Consider the following 20,178-nt stretch of genomic DNA (forward strand, 5'->3'; position numbering starts at 1 on the left):
TGATCAAGACAAGACCATGAAAAAGGCCCGCCGATTCCGGCGGGCCTTTTGGTGTTCTGGGTAGTGTCTACTTGAAGGCTGCTGCGGCAACCTCGGCTGCTTCGCGGCCGTCTGGCGTCTTCACGCCTTCGAGCCATTTGGCAACAGTGTCCTGATTGTCGGTGATCCAGCGACGTGCGACGTCGGCCGGGTCCTCTTCCTTGTAGCCGTAATCGTGAATCCACATGCTCTGTGTCTCTGCGGTGACGTAGAGCTGGGAAAGGAACTTGGCCAGCTGCGGATAGCGGGTGTCGAAGTCGGCGTTGGCGATGGTGTGCACCTTGCTCTGGCTGACGAGCTTGGTGGTGTTTTCGGTGCCTTCAAGGAACTTGATGTCCATGAGCACGTCCATCCAGTGGGGTTTCCAGCAGCCGAAGACCACGGCTTCGTTCTGACGCATCTTGTCGCGCGCCTGACCGAGCATGATGGGGGTGGTGCTGGCGATCTGTTCCCAGTCGCCAAGACCGTCCGCGTCAGCCTTGATCATTTCGGACACGGCGGTGTGCATGCCGGAGCCGGCCTCAATGTTGTATATGGTGTGGTCGAACTGTTCGGCGTTCTTGTCGAGGTCCGCGACGCTGCGCACGCCCTCTTCCCACGTCTTGGTCGGCACACAGAGGCTGATGATGGCTTCATCGAGGTTGGTGCCGAGAATCTCAACGCTGCCTTCTTCGAGCACCGGGTTGAGCATATCGTTCTGGGCCGGGACCCATGCGGCGAGGTACACGTCCACGTCGCCCTGGGGCATGCCCTTGTAGATGATGGGCGGTCCCACCTGAAGCTGCTCGGTTTCATAGCCGAGGCTTTCCGCGATCTGGCAGACAACTTCCGTCTTGACGGTGACTCCGGGCCACGGCGGGGTGGCGAAGCGGATCGTATTCTTGGCGAATGCTGTGGAGCCGATGGCGAGTACGAGACAAAGGGTCAGAAAGAAAACAATGTTTTTTTTCTGCAAGAGATCCTCCTGATCTGAATGTAGAAGTAAAAGAAAAATAAAAATGAACTGTGTCCAAGCTTGTCCAGTGAGTGTTGCGGACACGTTCTTCAAAGTATGACCATGTTGTTTAGCACGGAAATCCAACATTGACAAATCGATGCTATTTCGTATTGCAAAATCATGAGCTTTTTTCTGTTTTCTTTCCGATTGGCTTACGGATTCCCTGTCGCGGAATTGCTGTTTGCGTCCCGCATGAATGGTGCAAAAAAGCCCCGCTGTCTCTGGGGACAGCGGGGCTTTGTGAAGTCCTGATCGAGTGGGTCAGGCCATGTCATGGGCCAGTCTGCCGAGGGTGCGGATGCCGCCGGCGATCTCGTCGGTCCAGACACCGCCGCAGCTCAGGCGGATGTTGCTGGTAAAGCGGTCGCGCGTGGTGAATATGCCGCCGGGGGCGAGGCCAATGCCGCGTTCGCGGGCCTCGAAGAAGAATTCAACGCCGTCCACGCCGCCGGGAAGCGTCACCCAAAGCACGCTGCCGCCCTGCGGGTGGGTGACGCGGGTTCCTTCCGGGAAGTGGCGTTTGAGCTCAAGTTGCATGGTGTCCATGCTGCGCCGGATGGCGTGGCGTATTCCGCTGAGCTGCTTTTCCATGCGCCCCTCCCGCAGAAATTCGGCCATGGCCGCCTGTGTCGGTGTGGCGGAGCAAACATTGGTGGTCGCCTTGATCTCTCGCGCCTTGTCCAGAAAACGGCCCGCAAGCATCCAGCCGATGCGCCAGCCTGGGGCCACGGTCTTGGACAGGGAAGAGCACATCACAACCAGCCCCTTCTCGTCGAACTGCTTGTAGGTGCCGGGGCGTTTTGGACCGAAATGGATGTCGGAGGAGACGTCGTCCTCGATCAACGGAATGTCCATGTACTCAAGCAGCCGTACAATTTCGCGCTTGGTGTCGTCCGGCGTGAGGGAGCCGTCCGGGTTGGCGAAGTTTGGGGCGAGGATGCAGGCCTTCACGTCGTATGTTGCCGCTGCGTCGGCCACCAGCGCGGGGTCGAGGCCGCCGTCCGGACTGGTCTCCACCTCGATGGCGCGCAGCCCCAGCGTTTCCAGCAGTTGCAGGAAGCAGAAATAGGCGGGTGACTGCACAACGACATTGTCGCCGGGCCGGGTGATGCAGCGCAGCGCGATGTACAGCGCCTCCATTGCGCCGTTTGTCACCAGAACCTGATCATGCCGTACCGGGATGTCCGCCTCAAGCGAGCGGTGCGCGATCTGCCGACGAAGCTCGGGATTGCCGGGGACGAGTTCGTAGGACAGGCCGTGGTCGGCGTGTTCGCGGCTGTGGCGGGAGAGCAGTCTTCCAAGCTCACGGGTGGGCAGCAGGCTCGGATGCGGCGCGATGATGCCCAACGGTACGGCCCCCTTGGTCCCGACGTAGTCCAACACCGTTCGTATCAATCCGGCGCGGGTGACGGGGCGCGGCGGCTGCGCGGGCAGCGGATCCGCGTCCGGCGCTGGGAGCCGCTGGCCGGTCTGCTTGACGAAATATCCCGAGCGCGGTCGCGCCTCCACCACGCCCTTGCGCTCAAGCTCGCCGTAAGCCTGCGTGGCTGTGGAGATGCTCACGCCCATGTCCCTGCCGAGTTTGCGAAGCGAGGGCAGTCTGTCGCCGAGGCCCAGCGTTCCGTTGCCGATCATGTCCATGATGCGCTGTTCCACGCTTTGATATCTGTAGTCCGCCATGGGGCCTCCCTGTCAAAACTGTCATGGTCTCCGATTTGTTTTCAGCAACTGTACCGGTAGCAGCGCAGAATCGATTTCGCAACAGGTTCGAGATGCCGGGCACTCTTTGGTTGCAAACTGTATTGCATCAATTTCTTTGATCTGTATCTGTACTGCGAGCAGATGATCGGGTTTACTGTGCGGGAAAACAGGGTATGGTCGGCGTGACATCGCCGCCGTGCCGCGACGGAGGAGTCATGCAGGAACGCGTCATCGACAAAGAAAAGGAAAGGGGAGCCGTGTTTCAGGCCGCGCGAAAAATCGCCCCGCTTGCCATGGGGTACATCCCGGTCGGCATGGCCTTCGGGGTTCTGGCCCAGAAGGCCGGACTGAGCGTGCTCAACGCGGTGCTCATGTCCGTGTTCGTCTATGCGGGCAGCGCGCAGCTCATCGCCGTGGGCATGTTCGCCGCCGGTGCGCCGCCGGTGAGCATCATCCTGACCACCTTCGTGGTCAATCTGCGGCACCTGCTGATGTCTGCCGCACTTGCTCCGCATCTTTCCCGGTGGGGGCTGGGCCGCATGGCCGCCTTCTGCTACCAGCTGACCGACGAGACCTTTGCGCTTCACTCCATGCGGTTTGCACAAGGGGATCGCGACCGGCGACAGACCTTCATGATCAACGCCATGGCCCAGACCGTGTGGATTCTTTCCTCGTGGGCGGGCGCGCTGGCCGGTAGCGGGGTCCCCGACGTGAAGCCGCTGGCGCTGGATTACGCGCTCCCGGCCATGTTCATCGGCCTGCTTGCCATGCAGGCGGAGAACGGCCTCAAGTGGCTCACCGCCGGATTCACCGGCCTCACCGCCGTGGTGCTGGTGCAGGCGGGACTTGACCAGTGGAGCGTGATCGTGGCTACGGTCATCGGCGCAACTTTTGGCGCGGGAGTGGAATCATGGACCAGAAGATAGTGTTGCTGACCATCCTCGGCATGGCGGCTGTGACCTACATCCCGCGCGCCGCGCCCATGCTGGCGTTGGCGGCACGCGGGATCCCCGAGCCGGTCATGCGCTGGCTCTCCTACATCCCGGTAGCGGTGCTCTCGGCCATGCTGGCTCCATCGCTCCTGCTGCGGGACGGCTCGCTGGATTTCGGCATGGACAACCTCTTTCTCTGGGCGGCGCTGCCCGCGTTCGCCCTCGCCATCAAGACGCGCAGCTTCTTCGGCACCGTGGCTCTGGGCATGGGGCTGGTGGCTGCGGGACGTTTCTTCCTCGGAGGATAGTGATGAAAACCATCGGACTCATCGGCGGCATGAGCTGGGAATCCACCCGGCATTATTACGAGTTCATCAACGAGGCCGTGCGCGATCGCCTCGGCGGGCTGCATTCCGCAAAGATAGCCATGTACAGTGTGGATTTCGGCGAGATCGAACCCATGCTCGCCGCCGGGGACTGGGAGGGGCTGGCCTCGAAGCTCTGCGCGACGGGCCGCAGCGTGCAGGCCTGCGGAGCCGACATGCTCCTGATCTGTACCAACACCATGCACCGCCTCGCGCCGCAGGTCGCCGAAGCCGTGGACATCCCGTTGCTGCACATCGCGGACGCGACGGCGGAAGCGGTCAAGGCGGCCGGGTTCTCAAAGATCGGGCTGCTCGGCACCCGCCCCACCATGGTGGAGGAGTTTTACCGCGGAAGGCTGGAGGAGCGGGGACTGGAAGTCGTTCTGCCCGAAGACGCGGACATGGACCTCGTGCACGGCGTCATCTTCGACGAACTGTGCCTTGGCCGCGTTGAGGAAGCCTCCCGCAAGGAGTATTGCCGCATCATCGAATCCATGCGGGAGCGCGGCGCGCAGGGCGTGATTCTGGGCTGCACCGAAATCGCCATGCTTCTGGAAAGACAGGACTGCCCGCTGCCGCTGTTCGACACTACGCATATTCACGCCATGGCCGCCGTGGAGGCTGCTCTGGGCTGAGTCGCGGACTCGTTCAGCCTTTACTTGACCAGTTTTCAAGGCGCGATTAAGGTTCCGGCGCGGTTTCTGCCGCACTACATCCTAGGAGGCAGCCTTGAAAAGTCTTGAAGTCCCCACCCTGAAGAACGCGCTGGAACGCAGCGTGGAGCAGTATGCCGACCGCCCCGCCCTGACATTCGTGGAAGGGGAGCCGCTTACCTACGCCAAATTTCACCAGATGGTGCGTGACGTTTCGCTGCTTCTGCAGAGCAGGGGCGTGGTGCCCGGCGACAAGGTCGCCCTCATCGGCGAAAACATGCCGCACTGGGGCGTTGCGTACTTCGCCGTTACCTGCATGGGCTGTGTGATCGTGCCGATCCTGCAGGAATTTCACGTGAGCGCGGTGCATCACATTCTGCGCCACTCCGAGGCCAAGGCGGTCTTCGCCTCCAAGCGCTACTTCGACAAGGTCGAGGAGTGCGAATCCGAGGACATGCACACCCGCATCATCCTCGACGACCTCTCCCTCGTCTCCGAAGAGGACAACTTCAAGACCAACTTCCGCGAAGCCATGGCGCAGGCCCGGGCCTGGTACGACCGCATGCGCGAGAAGGTCATGAACTATTTCGACAAGGGCACTTCGGACATCACGCCGGAGAGCCTTGCGGCCATCCTGTATACTTCCGGCACCACGGGGCACTCCAAGGGCGTGATGCTCACGCACGAGAACATCGTGTTCAACGCAGAGTCCACGGCGAACATCGTGAACGTGAACCACGAGGACAAACTCTTGTCCGTGCTGCCGCTTTCGCACACCTACGAATGTACGCTGGGACTCATCCTGCCCCTGACTCGCGGCGCCTCCGTGCACTACCTCCAGAAGCCGCCGACCCCGCGCACCCTGCTGCCCGCCATGCAGAAGGTCAAGCCCACCTACCTGCTGCTGGTGCCGCTGGTCATCGAAAAGATCTACCGCAACCGCATCCTGCCCAAGCTCAGCGGCAATGCGTTCGGCCGCAACCTCATGAAGCTCGGCGCGGGCAAGAAGAAGCTGCAGCAGGTGGCGGGCAAGAAGCTGATGGAGTCTTTCGGCGGCAACATCAAGTGCATCCCCATCGGCGGGGCGTTCCTTGCCCCCGAGGTGGAGCTTTTCATGCGAAACGCGGACATCCCGTACGCCATAGGCTACGGCATGACCGAGACCTCGCCGCTCATCTCCGGCAGCACCCCCGCGGACACCCGTTTTCGCGGCGCAGGCAAGACCATTCCGCGAGTGGAAGTCATGATCGACAACGCCGACCCGCAGACCGGCGAGGGCGAGATTCTCGTGAAAGGCCCCAACGTCATGCAAGGGTACTACAAGGCCCCGGCCGTGACCGAGGAGGTCTTCACCGGGGACGGCTGGCTGCGCACCGGCGATCTGGGATACATTGACGACGAGGGATATCTTTTCATCAAGGGCCGCCTCAAGAACGTGATCATCGGTCCCAGCGGCGAGAACATCTATCCCGAAGAGATCGAAGCGGCGATCAACGACTGCGAGTACGTGCTCGAATCGCTCGTCTTCCGTCAGGACAACCGCCTGTGCGCGAGGGTGCACCTCGACTACGACGCCCTCGACGCGAAGTACGGGACCCGCGACATGACCGAGTCCAAGGCCCACGCAAAGGTGCAGGAGGTCCTTGACGGCATCCTGAAGAAGGTCAACGCTTCCGTTTCCAGCTTCAGCCGTCTCGCGCGGATCATCGAGCAGGTGGAACCCTTCGACAAGACTCCCACGCACAAGATCAAACGTTACCTCTATGTTGACCCGGAGGAAAGTCGGAAGTAGCTGTAGAGGATGCACCATCTTCGACATCTACTGGTCGCCGCTCTGATTCTGGCGGCCGTCCCGGCTTACGGCTCGGGCGAATCCGGCATGGCGCATTTCGCCCAGGGGAACGAACTCGTCCGTACCGGACGGCTCGACGCAGCGGTCAAGGAGTTCTCCAAGGCCGTGGGCGCCGACCCGTCCAAGGCAGAGTATCGCTTCAACCGGGGACTGGCCCTGCAGCGTCTGGGCAGAACCCATGAGGCGCTGCGCGATTTTCAGGCCGCGGCCGATCTTGATCCGTCCCGCTTCCCCTTCTCGCTGACGCTCGCTGCGTCGCTGCATGCCGACGGTCAAAACGAGAAGGCGCTGGAGGCGTTCGAGCACGCCCTGACGCTTCGCCCCGACTCGGCCCGCGCCCATGCTGGAAGGGCTGCGGCACTCGCCGCGCTCGGCAGGGGGGGCGAGGCTCTCGAGGCCTATGATGCCGCCGTACGGCTGTCGCCCTCCAGTGCCGCCGTGTACAGGGAGCGGGGCAACCTCCGATTCAAGAGCGGCGACCCTGAAGCCGCGCTCGAAGACTTTCGGCGCGCCGCCAACATTTCTCCGCAAAACATGAAAATACAGGCACGCATCGGCGCTGCGCTCATGTCTCTTGGTCGTCATGCCGAAGCCGAGCGCGTGTTCGATGCCGTGCTTGAAGCTGACCCGGGCGACGCGACCACGCTCGCCAACCGCGGCTACGTTCGGGCCATGCAGGGCCGCATGGACGAGGCTGCCGGCGACTTTCAGGCGGCGGTGGAGAAGGCCCCGGACTGGGCTCAGGGCAGACTGCTGCATGCCGACTTTCTCCGCATGAACGGCCAGCACGAGGCGGCTCTCGAAGAGTATCGACGGGGGCTGGAGGCAGGCGGTGAGCCGCTGGCCGTGGCCATGGGGCGCGGCATTACCCTGCAGGGCATGGGGCGCTACGAGGATGCTCTGAAAGTGTTTGCCGACGCCGTCGAAGCGAATCCCGTGGCGATGGCTCCTCGGCAGGCCCGAGCCGGTCTGCTGCTTTCGCTCGGACTCGGGAGGGAGGCCCTCGAGGAGGCCGAGGCCATGATCGCGCTGCACCGCAATAATCCCGCGGGATATGTGGTCAAGGGCCGGGCCTTCATGAAGATGCGTCAACCCGCCAATGCGCTCGCAGCCTACTCCGAAGCGGTGAAGATCACGCCGGAGAATGCCGGGCTGTATATGGAAAAAGCGGGCGTGCTGAAAAGGCTGGGCCGTCGCGAAGAGGCGCTGGCAAGCCTTGATCGCGCTTTGGAACTGAACCCCGACCTTTCGCGTGCCAGATTGCTCAGGGGGCGCATGCGTGCCGAATCCGGGAACGTGCAGGCCGCTCTGAAGGACTTTGACGCCTACCTCGAAAACGACCCTTCCGACGCGTCGGCTCTCGCCATGCGGGGAACGGTTCTGGCCTCTCTCGGCCGTCGGGACGAGGCGATCAGGGATATCGGCAAGGCGCTTCGTCTCGGGGGACGCAACGACTCCCTGCATGCCCGCCTTGGCAAGCTGCTGGCCGAGAAGGGCCGATATCGCGAGGCTGAACCGCATCTGGCTTTTGCAGCTTCGAACAACGCCTCCGCCGCGCATGAGTTGGCGCGTACCTATATGCAGCTGGGCCGTAACAATCGCGCTCTGGAGGTCTTCGATCTCGCCCTCGAATTGGGGCCGCCGGGTAATGTCTCGCTGCTGTTGGACCGCGCGGAGGTCCTGCGACAGCTCAGGCGTTACGGGCAATGGGTTTCGGCACTTGACGAGGCCCTTATCAAAGATGCGGGTAACTGGCGGGTGCTTAATCAGGCGGCGTGGGCCCGGGCCACATGCCCCGAGGAGCGGTTTCGAGATGCCGAAAAGGCCCTGCTGTACGCCCGAAGTGCGCGCAGTCTCTCACCTGACAATGCCTTTGTGCTTGATACGCTGGCCGCGGCCTATGCTCGCGCCGGAGATTTCGGGAAAGCCGTCGAGACTCAGCGCGAGGCTGTTGAGGCTTTTCGGGAAAAAGTGGGCGAAGAGCAGGCAGAAGCCGCCGAGGAGCGCCTTGCGAGGTACCGTTCCGGCAAGGCGTATGTCATGCGCCCGGATTCCGCTTATCCCGAATAGAAGTAGCGGCCAAGGCCGGTGGTGAAGATGATGATGCCGTACCCGGCGTGTTCGACCCATGCTGCGGCCAGAGATTTTCGGCGTTCGTAGGTGTGGGCGAGCATCATGCCCCCCGCGAAGGACAGCGCCACCGAAGGCAGGTTGCTGTATACAATGTGCAGGTAGGCGAACGACGCTGCGCTCACCAGCATGAGGTTGCGTTCTCCGCCGAGGTGCGGCCCGAAACGTTTGTGCAGGTATGTCCGGTAGATGAGTTCTTGCGGAAGCGCCGAGAGGAACGGGTAGAGCAGCACGACGAGGCCCCACGTCAGGGGGCGTTCGGCCGGAAATGCGAAGAGCTGGTCCGGCATGAGCAGCAGGGTCAGGAGGATGGAGGCGAGGCCGACCACGAGCAGGCGGCGGAAAATCTCGTATCGCGCTCTCCCTAGGGCGGAGAAATGGAACTCGGTTTTCCAGAAGGATTTCCGCCCGGGAAGCATCGCCACGCAGAACGCCGTTACTCCAAGCAGGGTCGGGAGTTTGGGCAGCGGGATGAGTCCTGCGGCGAAAATCGTGGGCAGGGCGGCGTACAACAGGAGAAATTCCGCGAACGCGCGCCCGCCTGAAGCGTCAGGTCTGCGCACCCGGGCCTCCGGCCTGGAGGCAGCGGCGGATGTATTCCTGGATTTCGTTTCGTTCAAGCGGCTTGGCAAGGAAAAGAGTCGCTCCGAGTTTGAGAAGGTTGGAGATTTCGCTCACCCCCACGACGGCTGACATGATGATGATCGGAAACTCGGCGAACTGTTGGTCGCCACGCAGCGTCTGGATGAGCTGCCGGCCGTCCATCTCCGGCATCATTATGTCGGTCAGCAGCATGTCGAACTTGTTGCTGGCCATCAACGCCTCGTAGGCGTGCTTGCCGTGCGGGCTTACGAAGGCGACATGCCCCATCTCCTCGACGATCTTGGCTGCGAGCTTCTGCGAGATTCTGTCGTCTTCGGCTATGAGTACCTTGGCCATTGATCCCCCCTGTTTAACGATTCTCCCGTGATTCTTCCGAATGTGAACGCTACACTATCACGACGATACGGTAAAAGGGGTGATAATTTTTTGTGCGGGAAGGCGAATTACGGAGCCGGGCAAGACACCGGCTCCGTGTCCGTGGGCCGGTCCGGAGGCGGCCTAGAGCTTTTCCACGTGCATGCAGTCCTCGAAAGTGCACGTCAGCCTGTACTCCCCGTCCGCAGCCCGCACGACGTATTCGTTTCCCGGAAAGAGCGTCACCGCGGGCGCGAAGGAATCGTTGATCATGACGTCCTTCGCCTCGCCGTTGGACTCGAAGCGAATGGTCGTCTGATCGGCCAGCGACAGGACCTCGCCGTGGTGCAGGTCCATCGGCAGGTCGGTTTGCGTGTACTGACTCATTGCTGTCCTCCTTGGAGTAGCGGGTTGCCTCAACGCAACATCTACTCTCGTGGATTCTCGCGGGGTATGAGAATCCGATATACTTGATGACGGATACGGAACGTGTCAAAGATGGTAGCCATGCCGCATACATCCTTCGAAGCCGACGTACGCATCAAGGTACTGGTGGTGGTTTCCGATCTTCGGGAACGCGAACGGATTTGCAGTATGCTCGGTGAGCAGAACTGCCTCGCGGCTGAGGCGGACGGGTTCGCCCTTGCCGGGGAACTCTGCGGCGACTACGAGCCGGACCTCGTCGTCGCGGATATCGGTTCGGTCCCGGACTCCGGCGCGGCTTTTCTGCGACAGCTTCAGTCGCTCGGCGACAGCGCCCCGCCCGTCGTCGCTCTCGGAGAATACCGGGAGCACCCGGAGCTCTATCCGCGCTTCGCGGATCACGTCCCCGCCGTGCTGGAGCGCCCGGTGGACTCCCGTACGCTCTCGAACGTGCTGGGCTTTGCCACCTTCAGCCGCAAGCACCGGGCCTCGATCGAGCGGCTGCAGTCGAGAAGCACCGAAAAGGGCGAGCTCCTGTATTCGCTCGTTTCGAACATGCCTGACTCGGCGATGCTGCTGGATGCAGACGGCAGCATCGTGGCCATGAACGGGCCGGCCCAGAGAGAAATGACGGTGCCGGCAATGCAGCTTTTCGGCGCGGACTATCTCTCTGTTTTGCCCGAAGCCGTCGGCGGCAGTTATTCCGAAGCATTGCAACGGGTCCAGAAGGGGACGCCGTCCATTACCTTCAGGGTGCGACGCGGCGGCGCCACGCTGGAGGTCTTTATGCGGCGGGTGGAGCGGGGCGACAGCATGGAGGGCGTCCTTGTGGTGAGCCGGGACGTCACGGCGCTCATGCAGTCCGAGCGCGAGCTGGCGGAAAACGAACTCCGCTACAGAAGCGTCTTCGAGGCCGGGCCGGATGCCATCCTGCTGGTCAACCGCGTCTCCGGTGACGTGCTTGATTCCAACCGCGCCGCGCGCCGGCTCTACGGGTACTCCACCGATGAGCTGGAGCAGCTGAATTTCATCAAGGACCTGAGCGCTGAAGAGGACCGGGGCCTTGAAGTCCTCGGCATGGAGGCCGGAAGGATGCCTATCCGCAAGCACCGCTGCCGTGACGGCAGGGTGTTCCCCGCCGAAACCACCATGAGCCCGTTTTCCGTGGGCGGGCAGCAGGTTGCGACCGTCTTCGTGCGCGACATCACCAGCAGGAAGGTTGTCGAAGAGGCTCTCCGGGAAGGGGCGCGGCTGTATCGGGCGGTGGTGGAGGACCAGACGGAGTTTATCTGCCGTTACAAGCCCAGCGGCTCGCTCACCTTCGTGAACCGGGCGTACGCGAAGTTTTTCGGTCGCGATGAGGACACGCTGATCGGTTCGGTGTTCGGGCCGGACATCCCGGACAGGGAGTCCAGAAGGCGGCTCGACCGCTGGATGGAGCGCGTCAGCCCTTCTGATCCGGTGTACGAGCTTGAGCAGCAGAACGTGCGGCACGACGGCGAGGTCCGATGGGTGCGCTGGGTCAACAGGGCCATCTTCGACCACCGGGGCAATCTTAGCGAATTTCAGGCCGTGGGGCGGGACATCACGCACAGTCGCCGCGCCGAGGAGGCCCTCAAGTACGCCAACGAGGAGAAGGAGCGCTTCCGCCTGAATCTGGAAGCCACCTTCCGAAGCATCCCGGACGCTATAATCACTGTCGACGCCCGGATGCGCATCATCGCGAACAACAATGCCGCGTACGGAATCTGCGGCCTGTCGGACGCGGCATCGCTCGGCTGCGCCATGTGCGACGTGGTCCAGAGCGAACCCAATCCGTGTACCGAAGTGCTGGAGCAGGTGCTTCGCACCCGTCGCCCGGTGAGGGGCTTTCAGGCCGAGATGCCGCTGGAGGCCGGCGAGCGCATGGTGGAGCTGAACTGCTCGCCGCTTCTGGATGAAGCCGCGACCTTTATCGGAGCAGTGCTCGTGGTCAGGGATATCTCCCGCATCGCCGACCTGGAAAAGCGACTGCAGGAGCGGCACGGATTCCGGGGCATCGTCGGCAAGAGCGAGAAGATGCAGGACATCTACCGTCTGCTCGAGCAGCTCGCCTCGCTTGAAGCCACCGTCATGATCTGCGGAGAGTCCGGCACCGGGAAGGAGCTGGCGGCGGACGCTCTTCATTACGGCGGCTCGCGCGCCACGGGCAACATGGTCAAGGTCAATTGCTCCGCGCTCTCCGAAAGTCTGCTGGAGAGCGAGCTCTTTGGCCACGTGAAGGGCGCCTTCACCGGCGCGGTGCGCGACAAGGTGGGCCGCATCGAGGCCGCCGAGGGCGGCACGCTGTTTCTGGACGAGATAGCCGACATTTCTCCGCTGATTCAGCTCAAGCTGCTGCGCTTTCTGGAACAGAAGGAGTACGAGCGGGTCGGGGAATCCTCCACGCGTCAGGCGGATGTGAGGATCATTGCCGCCACCAACGTCGACCTGCGCCAGCGGGTGCAGGAGGGCACCTTCCGCGAGGACCTTTTCTATCGCCTCAACGTCATGCCCGTGACCCTGCCACCGCTTCGGGAGAGGCAGGGGGACGTGCCGCTGCTGGTCACGCACTTCATCAAGATTTTCTCCAAGAGTTTCGACAAGAAGCTGCTGGGTGTCTCCGAAGATGTCATGGACCTGTTCCTGCGGTATTCGTGGCCGGGGAACATTCGGGAACTCAAGCACCTGCTGGAGCATGCCTGTATTCTCTGCCCCGGCGGGACCATCGGCAGGAACCACCTGAGGCCGGACGTGCTGGAGGCCATGGAATCGCGCCCGGCATCCGGAGTGCGCTTCATACCGACCCGACCGGCCGCGGGGGCAAGAGAGATCGAGGAAGCCATCATCAGCGCGAACGGCAACAAATCTCGCGCAGCCGAAATTCTGGGTATTCATCGGGCCACTCTCTACCGAAAAATGAAGCAGTTCGGCCTGGAAGCATAGAAAATAACGCCTTGAGGGCGTATCGATTTTCCCTGACAACCTTCTGAAATCGTTGCTCCGGTTCCCTGCATGACGCGGTTCTAACCGTGCTAACGCGGTACACGCCCGCTCGCATTCCAATTAGAAAATGTCCATGGGTGCGTGAAATGTCTCCCAGGGGATGGCAATGCTCAGGACCGTGGACCTTGACGACGTTTTGGCAGTTTCGGAACGAAAGCCTGTTCTCGTGGCTTTCATCCGGCGCGGCCGCAGCGCTTCCGGTCAGATCGAGGCGCTTGAAGTGACCTCCCGCAGGTTTGGGCGGGAGATTTTCTGCTGCCTGTTTTCTTTCAGTGACATCGAGAAGGGCATGCGCCATTTCGGCGTGCGCGGAATACCGAGCTTTCTCGCAGTGGTCGATGGCAAGGAAGTGGAACGGTTCATCGGCATTGCAGAGATACAGGACATGGAGCGTCTGGCCCTGCGTGCGCTGGACGTGGACAACGAGTCTTCAGCCCATGGCGCCCAGCAGCTTGTCGATTTCGACTGACTGTGCCTTGCTGAAAATCTCCCCGTTCAGAAAAACAACCGGCAGCACGGCGTGGCCTTCGCTTCTGAGCAGTGCGCTCATTTCGGGGTTGTCCCGGAAGGCGCTGAGGTTGTTCAGGCCGTTGACCCTGTAGATCATGCGGTCTCCGAGCGTTTCCTTGGCCTGCTGAAGGTCGCTCATGAGCCTGTCCATTTCCGGGTCGGGAGTCTCCCCGCAACAGGCGCAGGGTACCTTGCTGACAAATACTTCCACTTCATGACGCTTCAATGTTCTCAGCCTCCAGAGTAAAGGGAGTGTCGAACGGGGCTCCGAGCCGCTCAAGCGTGCGCCGGACTCCGGGACGGAAGGTGGTGGCGAGGCCGTGCCGCGACGGCGGGCCGCAGATCACGGCATCCGGGTACAGGCCGCGGTAGAGACGGCGGGCGGCCTGTGCGGGGTCTGCGTTGTCGATCAGGAGCAGGCCCCAGTCCGCGGTTGCCTCGCGCAGGGCGCGGAGACCATGGCACAGACGCTTGAAGAGCGCGATCTTGAATCCTTCCATCTCGCCGGTGGCAAGATCGAGTGGTACCAGAGAGACGATCAGTACGGCATGCCCTTGGCTCCCCAGCTCTCTCGCCCGGGCCAGAACCGAGGAGGTGTGGTCATCTTCGGTCACGAAGGCCATGACCCGCAGGGCATCGGCGTTGCGGCGCGAGGTGAACCGCGGAAGTGTTTGCGGAGCGCTGTCGAGCTCTTCGGCGATCTCCCGCATGTCGGGCCGGTTCTCCGGAGCGGATTCCAGACATGCGTCGGCAATTTCTCTGATGCTCGGCGGCATGGTTCCGAATCCAAGCAGGCGTTGCAGACGTCGAAAAACTTTGCGGCCCATGAGCCCGGCTCGGAGCAGCCTGCGGGCATACGGCGGTGCGCCGAACAGGTGATGCAGGATCATGCCGAACGCGTAAACGTCGGAAAAGCTGCCTCCCCGCTGCCCTTGCAATTGTTCGGGGGCGGCGAAGTCGAGCATCCGGCATCCGGCGAATCGTGTCCAGAAGTCGTGAATGCCGCTGATGGAGGAGCGGCCGAGGTGGCGTAGAAGAACCGCTTCGCGGCCATGCAGGACGGCTCCGGGATGCAGGTCGTGATGGACCATTCCCGCCTCATGCATCCCGGCCAGCAGGGAAGCGGTGCCCGCCGCCAGTCGGACCCTGCCCTCCGTGTCGTCGGGAGCGCTTTGCTGCAACGATGCAAGCCGTGGGTCAGGGATGACGATGCCTCCGCTCCATTCCTCTTCCGCGTGGACGAGCCCTTCCACATGAGGCAAGGTTGCCAGCCGGGCCTGATGCTGCCACCGCAGGAACGCGTCCGTGTTCACGTCGTAAAACTGTCGCAACTCACCCAGACGCCAATCCTTAACGGCGAGATAGCGCCTGTTTCCCGTTATGGGGGGCAGAGCCCGGCGAACGCGCCACCCGTTTACGACATCGCCCTCGTGGAGCCGCCTCGGGGTCTGCATTCGTATGGCCATTTCCTGCATGCGTGCCCACATGGGATACCTCCGGCTTCATGATATCTTTTTCCGAACCGAAATGCATGCCCTGAATGAAAAAACTGCTGTTTTGCAGAACGAGTCATTCCCACAGAGTTCATTGGGCAATGCGCAACGGGGAGGCCTCTGCTTCTGCAAAGCGTTGCCGTGCTTTACACTCAAAGGCCATGGCCCGAGTTGATTTCGACTGTTGTCGTCACCTCGCGGTTCGCCTTGACAAAGGAGGCAGCCGTCACGGTGTGGCAATGGTGGCGGTTTTCATCACGGAAAGAATGTCGAAATCACGTCAGAAAGCGTTGCCGGGCAGGCTTTTTGGAGCCCGGTGTTGAAAACACCCGTGTCAAGTTCCGGCGTGGCCGCAATGGGAGGTATTTGTCAGGTCGTAAAACAGGCACGTTTCATGGTGGTTTTGTGGAGCAATTACATTTATGAAAACGATGGTGGGGGCGCCTCTGTATGAGGCCCCGCACCTTGACTTTTTTGCTATTTTATTGCAGACGAGATGAGCTATCATGGAGACATCCAGACCCGGAGCGGGTCACAAGCGGCGGTCAGACGCAATTTCTTTGCGGAGCCTCGTCGAAATTTTTTTTCGGAGTAGAAACTTATGGCAATGATCGAAGTCAACAATCTGCAGAAATGGTTCGGCGATTTTCATGTTCTGCAGGGCATCACCGAGAACGTGAACCGGGGCGAGGTGCTTGTCATCTGCGGTCCCAGCGGCTCGGGAAAAAGTACCTTCATTCGCTGCATCAACCGTCTTGAAGAATACCAGAAGGGGACCATTCTTTTCGACGACAAGGATATTCAGGACAAGGATGTGGATATAAACGAGCTGCGCGCCGAGATCGGCATCGTCTTCCAGCAGTTCAACCTGTATCCGCACCTGACCGTTCTCAAGAACGTGACGCTCGCGCCGCTCAAGGTCCGCAAGATGAACAAGGACGACGCCGAGCAGAACGCGCTTGCCCTGCTTGAAAGGGTGGGGATTCACGATCAGGCCCATAAGTACCCCGCCGAGCTTTCCGGCGGCCAGCAGCAGCGCGTGGCCATTGCCCGCGCCCTGGCCATGAAGCCCAAGGTCATGCTCTTCGACGAACCCACCTCCGCGCTCGACCCGGAAATGATCAACGAGGTGCTCAACGTCATGAAGGACCTCGCCCGCGAGGGAATGACCATGCTCTGCGTGACGCACGAAATGGGCTTTGCACGCGAAGTCGCGGATCGCGTGATCTTCATGGACGGAGGCGTCGTGGTGGAACAGGCTCCGCCGGACGAATTCTTCCGCAACCCCCGCCACGAGCGTACCAAGGCTTTCCTGAAGGAAATCCTTTAACAGTTACGGTTTATGGAGAGTAACCCCAACCCTTTTCGAGGAGGCACAATGAAACGGCTGACTACCATTCTGGCCATGATCCTGACCTTCGTGTTCTGCGCCGGCGTAGCCCAAGCGGACAAGCTGGAAGAGATCAAGGAACGCGGCAAGCTGATCTGTGGCGTCAAGGACTCGGTGAACCTGTTCGGATTCATCGACCCCGAGACCAAGGAACTGACCGGCTTCGACGTGGACATCTGCAAGGAAATCGGCAAGAAGCTCGGCGTGCCCGTCGAATTCAAGGTTGTGTCCTCCGCCACCCGCATTCCCATGCTGGTGCAGGGCTCCGTGGACATGCTCGCCGCGACCATGACTCACAAGCACTCCCGCGACGAAAAGATCGACTTTTCCATCACCTACTTCATGGACGGCCAGAAGCTGCTCGTGAAGAAGGGCTCCGGCATCGAATCCCCGGCCGACCTGACCAACAAGAAGGTCGGAACCGTCAAGGGCTCCACCTCCGAAAAGAACATGGTCAAGGCCAACCCCAAGGCCCGCGTCGTTGCCTATGACGAATACCCGCAGGCCTTCATGGCTCTCAAGCAGGGCAAGGTCAAGGCCGTGACCACCGACTCCGGTATCCTCGCCGGTCTCAAGGCCGGTGACGACAACCCCGAAAACTGGGCCATCGTCGGCGACTTCTTCTCCAGCGAGCCCTACGGACTCGGCGTGCCGGAGAACGAATCCCCGTTCCGCGACTTCGTGAACAAGTCCCTGCAGGAAATGTGGCTCGACGGCACCTACGAAACCCTCTTCGAAAAGTGGATGGGCTACGAGCTGCCCGACACCTGGGAAATGGTCGTCTGGCCCATGTAGGTTTTGAATCCGACTGTTCGGGAGCGCCGCGCCTGCGGCGCTCCCTTTCTATGCAACCCCCAAACAGACGGACAGCGCCTTGAATTACACTTTCGAATGGGATGTCGTCCTCAGCGGCGAATACGCACAGTGGCTGTACGAGGGATTTGTCACCACCCTGCAAATCTCCGTCGTCTCGCTCGTCTGCGCAATGCTCCTCGGGATCATCATCTGCGTAATGCGCATGACGCCTTTCAAACCCTTCAAGTGGTTTGCCCTCGCATTTACGGAATTTTTCCGGAACACGCCGCTGATGGTGCAGATCCTGTTCTGGTATTTCGGAGCGTATCTCGTGATTCCGGAAGGGATCATGACCTGGCTCAACGAGCTGTATGTTTTCGTTCCCGGCGCTTTCACGCTGTTCGGTCATGAATTCGTGGGCGAGTGGATGCTGCTCAACGTCGAGTTCTTCTCCGGCGTAATCGCCCTGACGGTCTACACCTCTGCGTTCATCGCAGAGGAAATCCGGGCCGGCATCTTCTCGATTCCGAAGAACCAGCTGGAAGCATCCCGCGCCGTGGGGCTCTCGTTCACGCAGGCATATCGCTATGTCGTCTTGCCGCAGGCGGTGCGCATCGTCGTGCCGCCGCTCATCTCCCAGTCCCTGAACCTCATCAAGAACTCCTCCCTGTGCATGGTCATCGGCGTCAGCGAGCTGACCTACATGGCCCGTCAGGTGGAGTCCTATTCGTTCCGCGGGTTCGAGGCCTTTACCGTCGCGACGCTCATCTACCTGTGCATCTCGCTCGTCGTCTCGCTTTGCATCAATCTGTACAACAAGCACTTCATGCTGCAGGTGAAATACTAGGGGGCCGCAATGCACTGGGAAGTCGTTTGGAACAACTTCGATTATTTCCTCTGGGGGGCCACCAAGTTCGACGGGGTCTTTCCCTACATTCACAACGTCGGCGGGCTGCTGGCGAGCATCATTCTCGCTGTGCTCGGCATCTTCTTCGCCTTCTGGATAGGCATGGCCTTCGGCCTCATGCGCCTGTCCAAGAAGCCCTGGCTCAGATATCCGAGCGTCTTCTACATCGAGGTCATCAGAGGCGTGCCCCTTCTGATGCTCATCTTCTGGTTCTACTTTCTGGCCCCTGTGGCCGTTGGCAAGAATCTGCCCGGATTCCAGAGTTCGCTCATCGCCTTCGTCATCTTCACCGGCGCTTACATCGCGGAGATCGTCCGTGCGGGCGTTCTTGCGCTGCCGAGCGGACAGCTTGAAGCGGCGCGCGGCACCGGCCTGTCGCAGACGCAGGCCATGGTGTTCGTGATCCTGCCGCAGGCGCTGCGCAACATGATTCCGTCCTTCGTGAACCAGTTCGTGTCCCTGACCAAGGATACCTCGCTGGCCTATGTCATCGGCGTGAACGAGCTTACCCGGACCGCGGTTCAGGTGGACAACCGCGAGATGAATGCCTCCGCAGAGATTTACATCACCATCGCGGTCCTGTATTTCATCATCTGTTGGGTGCTCACATCCACGAGCCGCAGGTTGGAAAAACAGTTGTCACGCTATCAGGCCAGAGGAAGTTGATGCAGATTACCAGACCGCTCGAGGTCGCGCCTTACATCGACCATACGCTACTCAAACCCGACGCCACCGCCGCCGACGTGGACAAGCTGTGCGCCGAGGCGGTTCGTTTCGGATTCCGCACGGTGTGCGTCAACCCCATACACGTCAAGCTCGCCACCTGGCTGCTCAAGAGGGAGGAGCCGGGCGTATGCAGCGTGGTGGGATTCCCCTTGGGAGCGAGCCTGACCGAAACCAAGGCCGCGGAGACCGAGGCCGTCGTCCGGCTGGGCGCCTCAGAGGTCGACATGGTCATGAGCGTCGGGTGCTTCAAGGCTGACGATCACAAGACCGTGCTTCGGGACATCGAGGCCGTGGTGAAGGCGGCTGGCGGCGTGCCGGTCAAGGTCATTATCGAGTCCGGGCTGCTCAAGGATTCCGAAATCGTAAAAGCCTGCGAACTGAGTGCGGAGGCCGGGGCCGCCTTCGTCAAGACATGCACCGGATTCGGGACCGGGAGTGCTTCGCCTTCTGCCGTGCGGCTCATGCGCGAGACTGTCGGAGATTCGCTCGGCGTCAAGGCCAGCGGGGGCATCAAGAATTTCAACGACGCCCGGCTCATGCTGGAAGCCGGTGCCGACAGGCTCGGCACCTCCTCGTCCGTGGCGGTCTGCGGCGGCCGTGCTCCGCGAAAGCCCAAGCAATGAGTCGCGACAGCATCCGCAACATACCCCTCCCAGCCGCCATCGAAGCCGAGTCCTTTCGGATCATCGACGCCGAAGTTCCCGAGCCGCGTCCTTTCGAGGGCGAGCAGTGGGAAATCGCCCGCCGCATGGTGCACACCACCGCGGATTTCGAGCTGCTCGAACTCGTACACTTCCACCCTGACGCCATCGACCGGGGTAAGGCCGCGCTGGCATCCGGCTGCACCATCGTCACCGATACCGAAATGGCCCGTATGGGCATCCCGAACCGCCGCATGGAGCCGCTTGGCTGCACCGTGCGTTGCCTGATGAACGACCCGCGCGTGGCTGAGGCAGCCAAGGAGCGTGGGACCACCCGGGCTTTCGCCGCCGTTGACGTGGCCCTTGCGGAAATGAAACCCGCGGTCTGGGTTGTTGGCAACGCGCCCACCGCCCTGATCCGGCTGGTTGACCGGATCCGCGAAGGGGCCGAGCCGCCTGCGCTTGTAGTCGGCATGCCCGTGGGCTTCGTCAACGCAGCCGAGTCCAAGGATTACCTCATGGACTCCGGCGTTCCCTGCATCTCCGTGCGTGGCCGCAAGGGCGGATCCGCGCTCGCCGCCTGCGTGGTCAATGCGCTGGCGGAGATCGTTCTGCGCTGAGTCGTTATTCCCGTATCATATTC

General features: G+C 61.4%; 20 protein-coding genes. 13 read left to right on the top strand and 7 right to left on the bottom strand.

Annotation, left to right across the window (positions count from 1 at the left end):
- Positions 1-67: 67 nt before the first annotated feature.
- Positions 68-994, bottom strand: a complete 927-nt coding sequence (locus tag BR24_RS09095; protein WP_496541180.1) for an ABC transporter substrate-binding protein — start codon at positions 992-994, stop codon at positions 68-70.
- Positions 995-1,297: 303 nt separating this feature from the next.
- Entirely contained in the window at positions 1,298-2,716 is a 1,419-nt protein-coding gene (locus tag BR24_RS09100; RefSeq protein WP_496541181.1) for an aminotransferase-like domain-containing protein, read from the bottom strand.
- 236 nt (positions 2,717-2,952) lie between these two features.
- Between BR24_RS09100 and BR24_RS09105 the strand changes: the two genes are divergently transcribed.
- From BR24_RS09105 to BR24_RS09125, 5 genes are all read left to right on the top strand, one after another.
- Positions 2,953-3,663, top strand: a complete 711-nt coding sequence (locus BR24_RS09105) for an AzlC family ABC transporter permease (protein WP_496541182.1) — start codon at positions 2,953-2,955, stop codon at positions 3,661-3,663.
- The gene (locus BR24_RS09110; protein ID WP_496541183.1) at positions 3,648-3,977 is read left to right on the top strand and encodes an AzlD domain-containing protein; all 330 of its coding nucleotides are present in this window, start codon (positions 3,648-3,650) and stop codon (positions 3,975-3,977) included. The genes BR24_RS09105 and BR24_RS09110 overlap by 16 nt, the downstream gene beginning before the upstream one ends.
- A gap of 2 nt (positions 3,978-3,979) precedes the next feature.
- Positions 3,980-4,669: an aspartate/glutamate racemase family protein gene (locus BR24_RS09115; RefSeq protein WP_496541184.1), complete on the top strand. Its 690-nt coding sequence runs from the start codon at positions 3,980-3,982 to the stop codon at positions 4,667-4,669.
- Positions 4,670-4,763: 94 nt separating this feature from the next.
- A complete protein-coding gene (locus BR24_RS09120) occupies positions 4,764-6,479 on the top strand; it encodes an AMP-binding protein (protein WP_496541185.1) in 1,716 nt (571 codons plus the stop codon).
- Between the two features lie 9 nt (positions 6,480-6,488).
- Complete coding sequence (locus BR24_RS09125) at positions 6,489-8,609, top strand: tetratricopeptide repeat protein (protein WP_496541186.1); 2,121 nt, start codon at positions 6,489-6,491, stop codon at positions 8,607-8,609.
- Here the strand turns inward: BR24_RS09125 and BR24_RS09130 are convergent.
- The 3 genes from BR24_RS09130 to BR24_RS09140 form a co-directional block, all read right to left on the bottom strand.
- Positions 8,597-9,232 (bottom strand): CPBP family intramembrane glutamic endopeptidase, encoded by a 636-nt coding sequence (locus tag BR24_RS09130; protein WP_496541187.1) that lies wholly within the window; start codon positions 9,230-9,232, stop codon positions 8,597-8,599. The genes BR24_RS09125 and BR24_RS09130 overlap by 13 nt on opposite strands.
- Entirely contained in the window at positions 9,219-9,608 is a 390-nt protein-coding gene (locus tag BR24_RS09135; protein WP_496541188.1) for a response regulator, read from the bottom strand. The genes BR24_RS09130 and BR24_RS09135 overlap by 14 nt, the downstream gene beginning before the upstream one ends.
- A 162-nt stretch (positions 9,609-9,770) precedes the next feature.
- Positions 9,771-10,013, bottom strand: a complete 243-nt coding sequence (locus tag BR24_RS09140) for a hypothetical protein (RefSeq protein WP_496541189.1) — start codon at positions 10,011-10,013, stop codon at positions 9,771-9,773.
- 111 nt (positions 10,014-10,124) lie between these two features.
- On the opposite strand from BR24_RS09140, the gene BR24_RS09145 reads away from it, so the two are divergent.
- Both BR24_RS09145 and BR24_RS09150 read left to right on the top strand, forming a co-directional pair.
- Positions 10,125-13,013: a sigma 54-interacting transcriptional regulator gene (locus tag BR24_RS09145; RefSeq protein ID WP_496541486.1), complete on the top strand. Its 2,889-nt coding sequence runs from the start codon at positions 10,125-10,127 to the stop codon at positions 13,011-13,013.
- A gap of 166 nt (positions 13,014-13,179) precedes the next feature.
- A complete protein-coding gene (locus BR24_RS09150) occupies positions 13,180-13,542 on the top strand; it encodes a hypothetical protein (protein WP_496541190.1) in 363 nt (120 codons plus the stop codon).
- Here BR24_RS09150 and BR24_RS09155 read toward each other — a convergent pair.
- Entirely contained in the window at positions 13,504-13,809 is a 306-nt protein-coding gene (locus BR24_RS09155) for an arsenic metallochaperone ArsD family protein (RefSeq protein WP_496541191.1), read from the bottom strand. The genes BR24_RS09150 and BR24_RS09155 overlap by 39 nt on opposite strands.
- The gene (locus BR24_RS09160) at positions 13,796-15,070 is read right to left on the bottom strand and encodes a protein kinase (RefSeq protein ID WP_496541192.1); all 1,275 of its coding nucleotides are present in this window, start codon (positions 15,068-15,070) and stop codon (positions 13,796-13,798) included. Before BR24_RS09160 ends, BR24_RS09155 begins: the two co-directional genes overlap by 14 nt.
- A 607-nt stretch (positions 15,071-15,677) precedes the next feature.
- On the opposite strand from BR24_RS09160, the gene BR24_RS09165 reads away from it, so the two are divergent.
- The 6 genes from BR24_RS09165 (at position 15,678) to BR24_RS09190 (ending at position 20,155) form a co-directional block, all read left to right on the top strand.
- Complete coding sequence (locus BR24_RS09165; RefSeq protein ID WP_496541193.1) at positions 15,678-16,406, top strand: amino acid ABC transporter ATP-binding protein; 729 nt, start codon at positions 15,678-15,680, stop codon at positions 16,404-16,406.
- A gap of 48 nt (positions 16,407-16,454) precedes the next feature.
- Positions 16,455-17,261, top strand: coding sequence for an ABC transporter substrate-binding protein (locus BR24_RS09170; RefSeq protein WP_496541194.1), 807 nt, complete (start codon positions 16,455-16,457; stop codon positions 17,259-17,261).
- 79 nt (positions 17,262-17,340) lie between these two features.
- Positions 17,341-18,108 (top strand): amino acid ABC transporter permease, encoded by a 768-nt coding sequence (locus BR24_RS09175; protein ID WP_496541195.1) that lies wholly within the window; start codon positions 17,341-17,343, stop codon positions 18,106-18,108.
- Positions 18,109-18,117: 9 nt separating this feature from the next.
- Positions 18,118-18,834, top strand: a complete 717-nt coding sequence (locus BR24_RS09180; protein ID WP_496541196.1) for an amino acid ABC transporter permease — start codon at positions 18,118-18,120, stop codon at positions 18,832-18,834.
- The gene (gene deoC / locus BR24_RS09185; RefSeq protein ID WP_496541197.1) at positions 18,834-19,517 is read left to right on the top strand and encodes a deoxyribose-phosphate aldolase; all 684 of its coding nucleotides are present in this window, start codon (positions 18,834-18,836) and stop codon (positions 19,515-19,517) included. The genes BR24_RS09180 and deoC overlap by 1 nt, the downstream gene beginning before the upstream one ends.
- Positions 19,514-20,155, top strand: coding sequence for a precorrin-8X methylmutase (locus tag BR24_RS09190; protein ID WP_496541198.1), 642 nt, complete (start codon positions 19,514-19,516; stop codon positions 20,153-20,155). Before deoC ends, BR24_RS09190 begins: the two co-directional genes overlap by 4 nt.
- The last annotated feature ends 23 nt before the right edge of the window (positions 20,156-20,178 follow it).

It is taken from the genome of Pseudodesulfovibrio halophilus DSM 5663 (assembly GCF_059568665.1).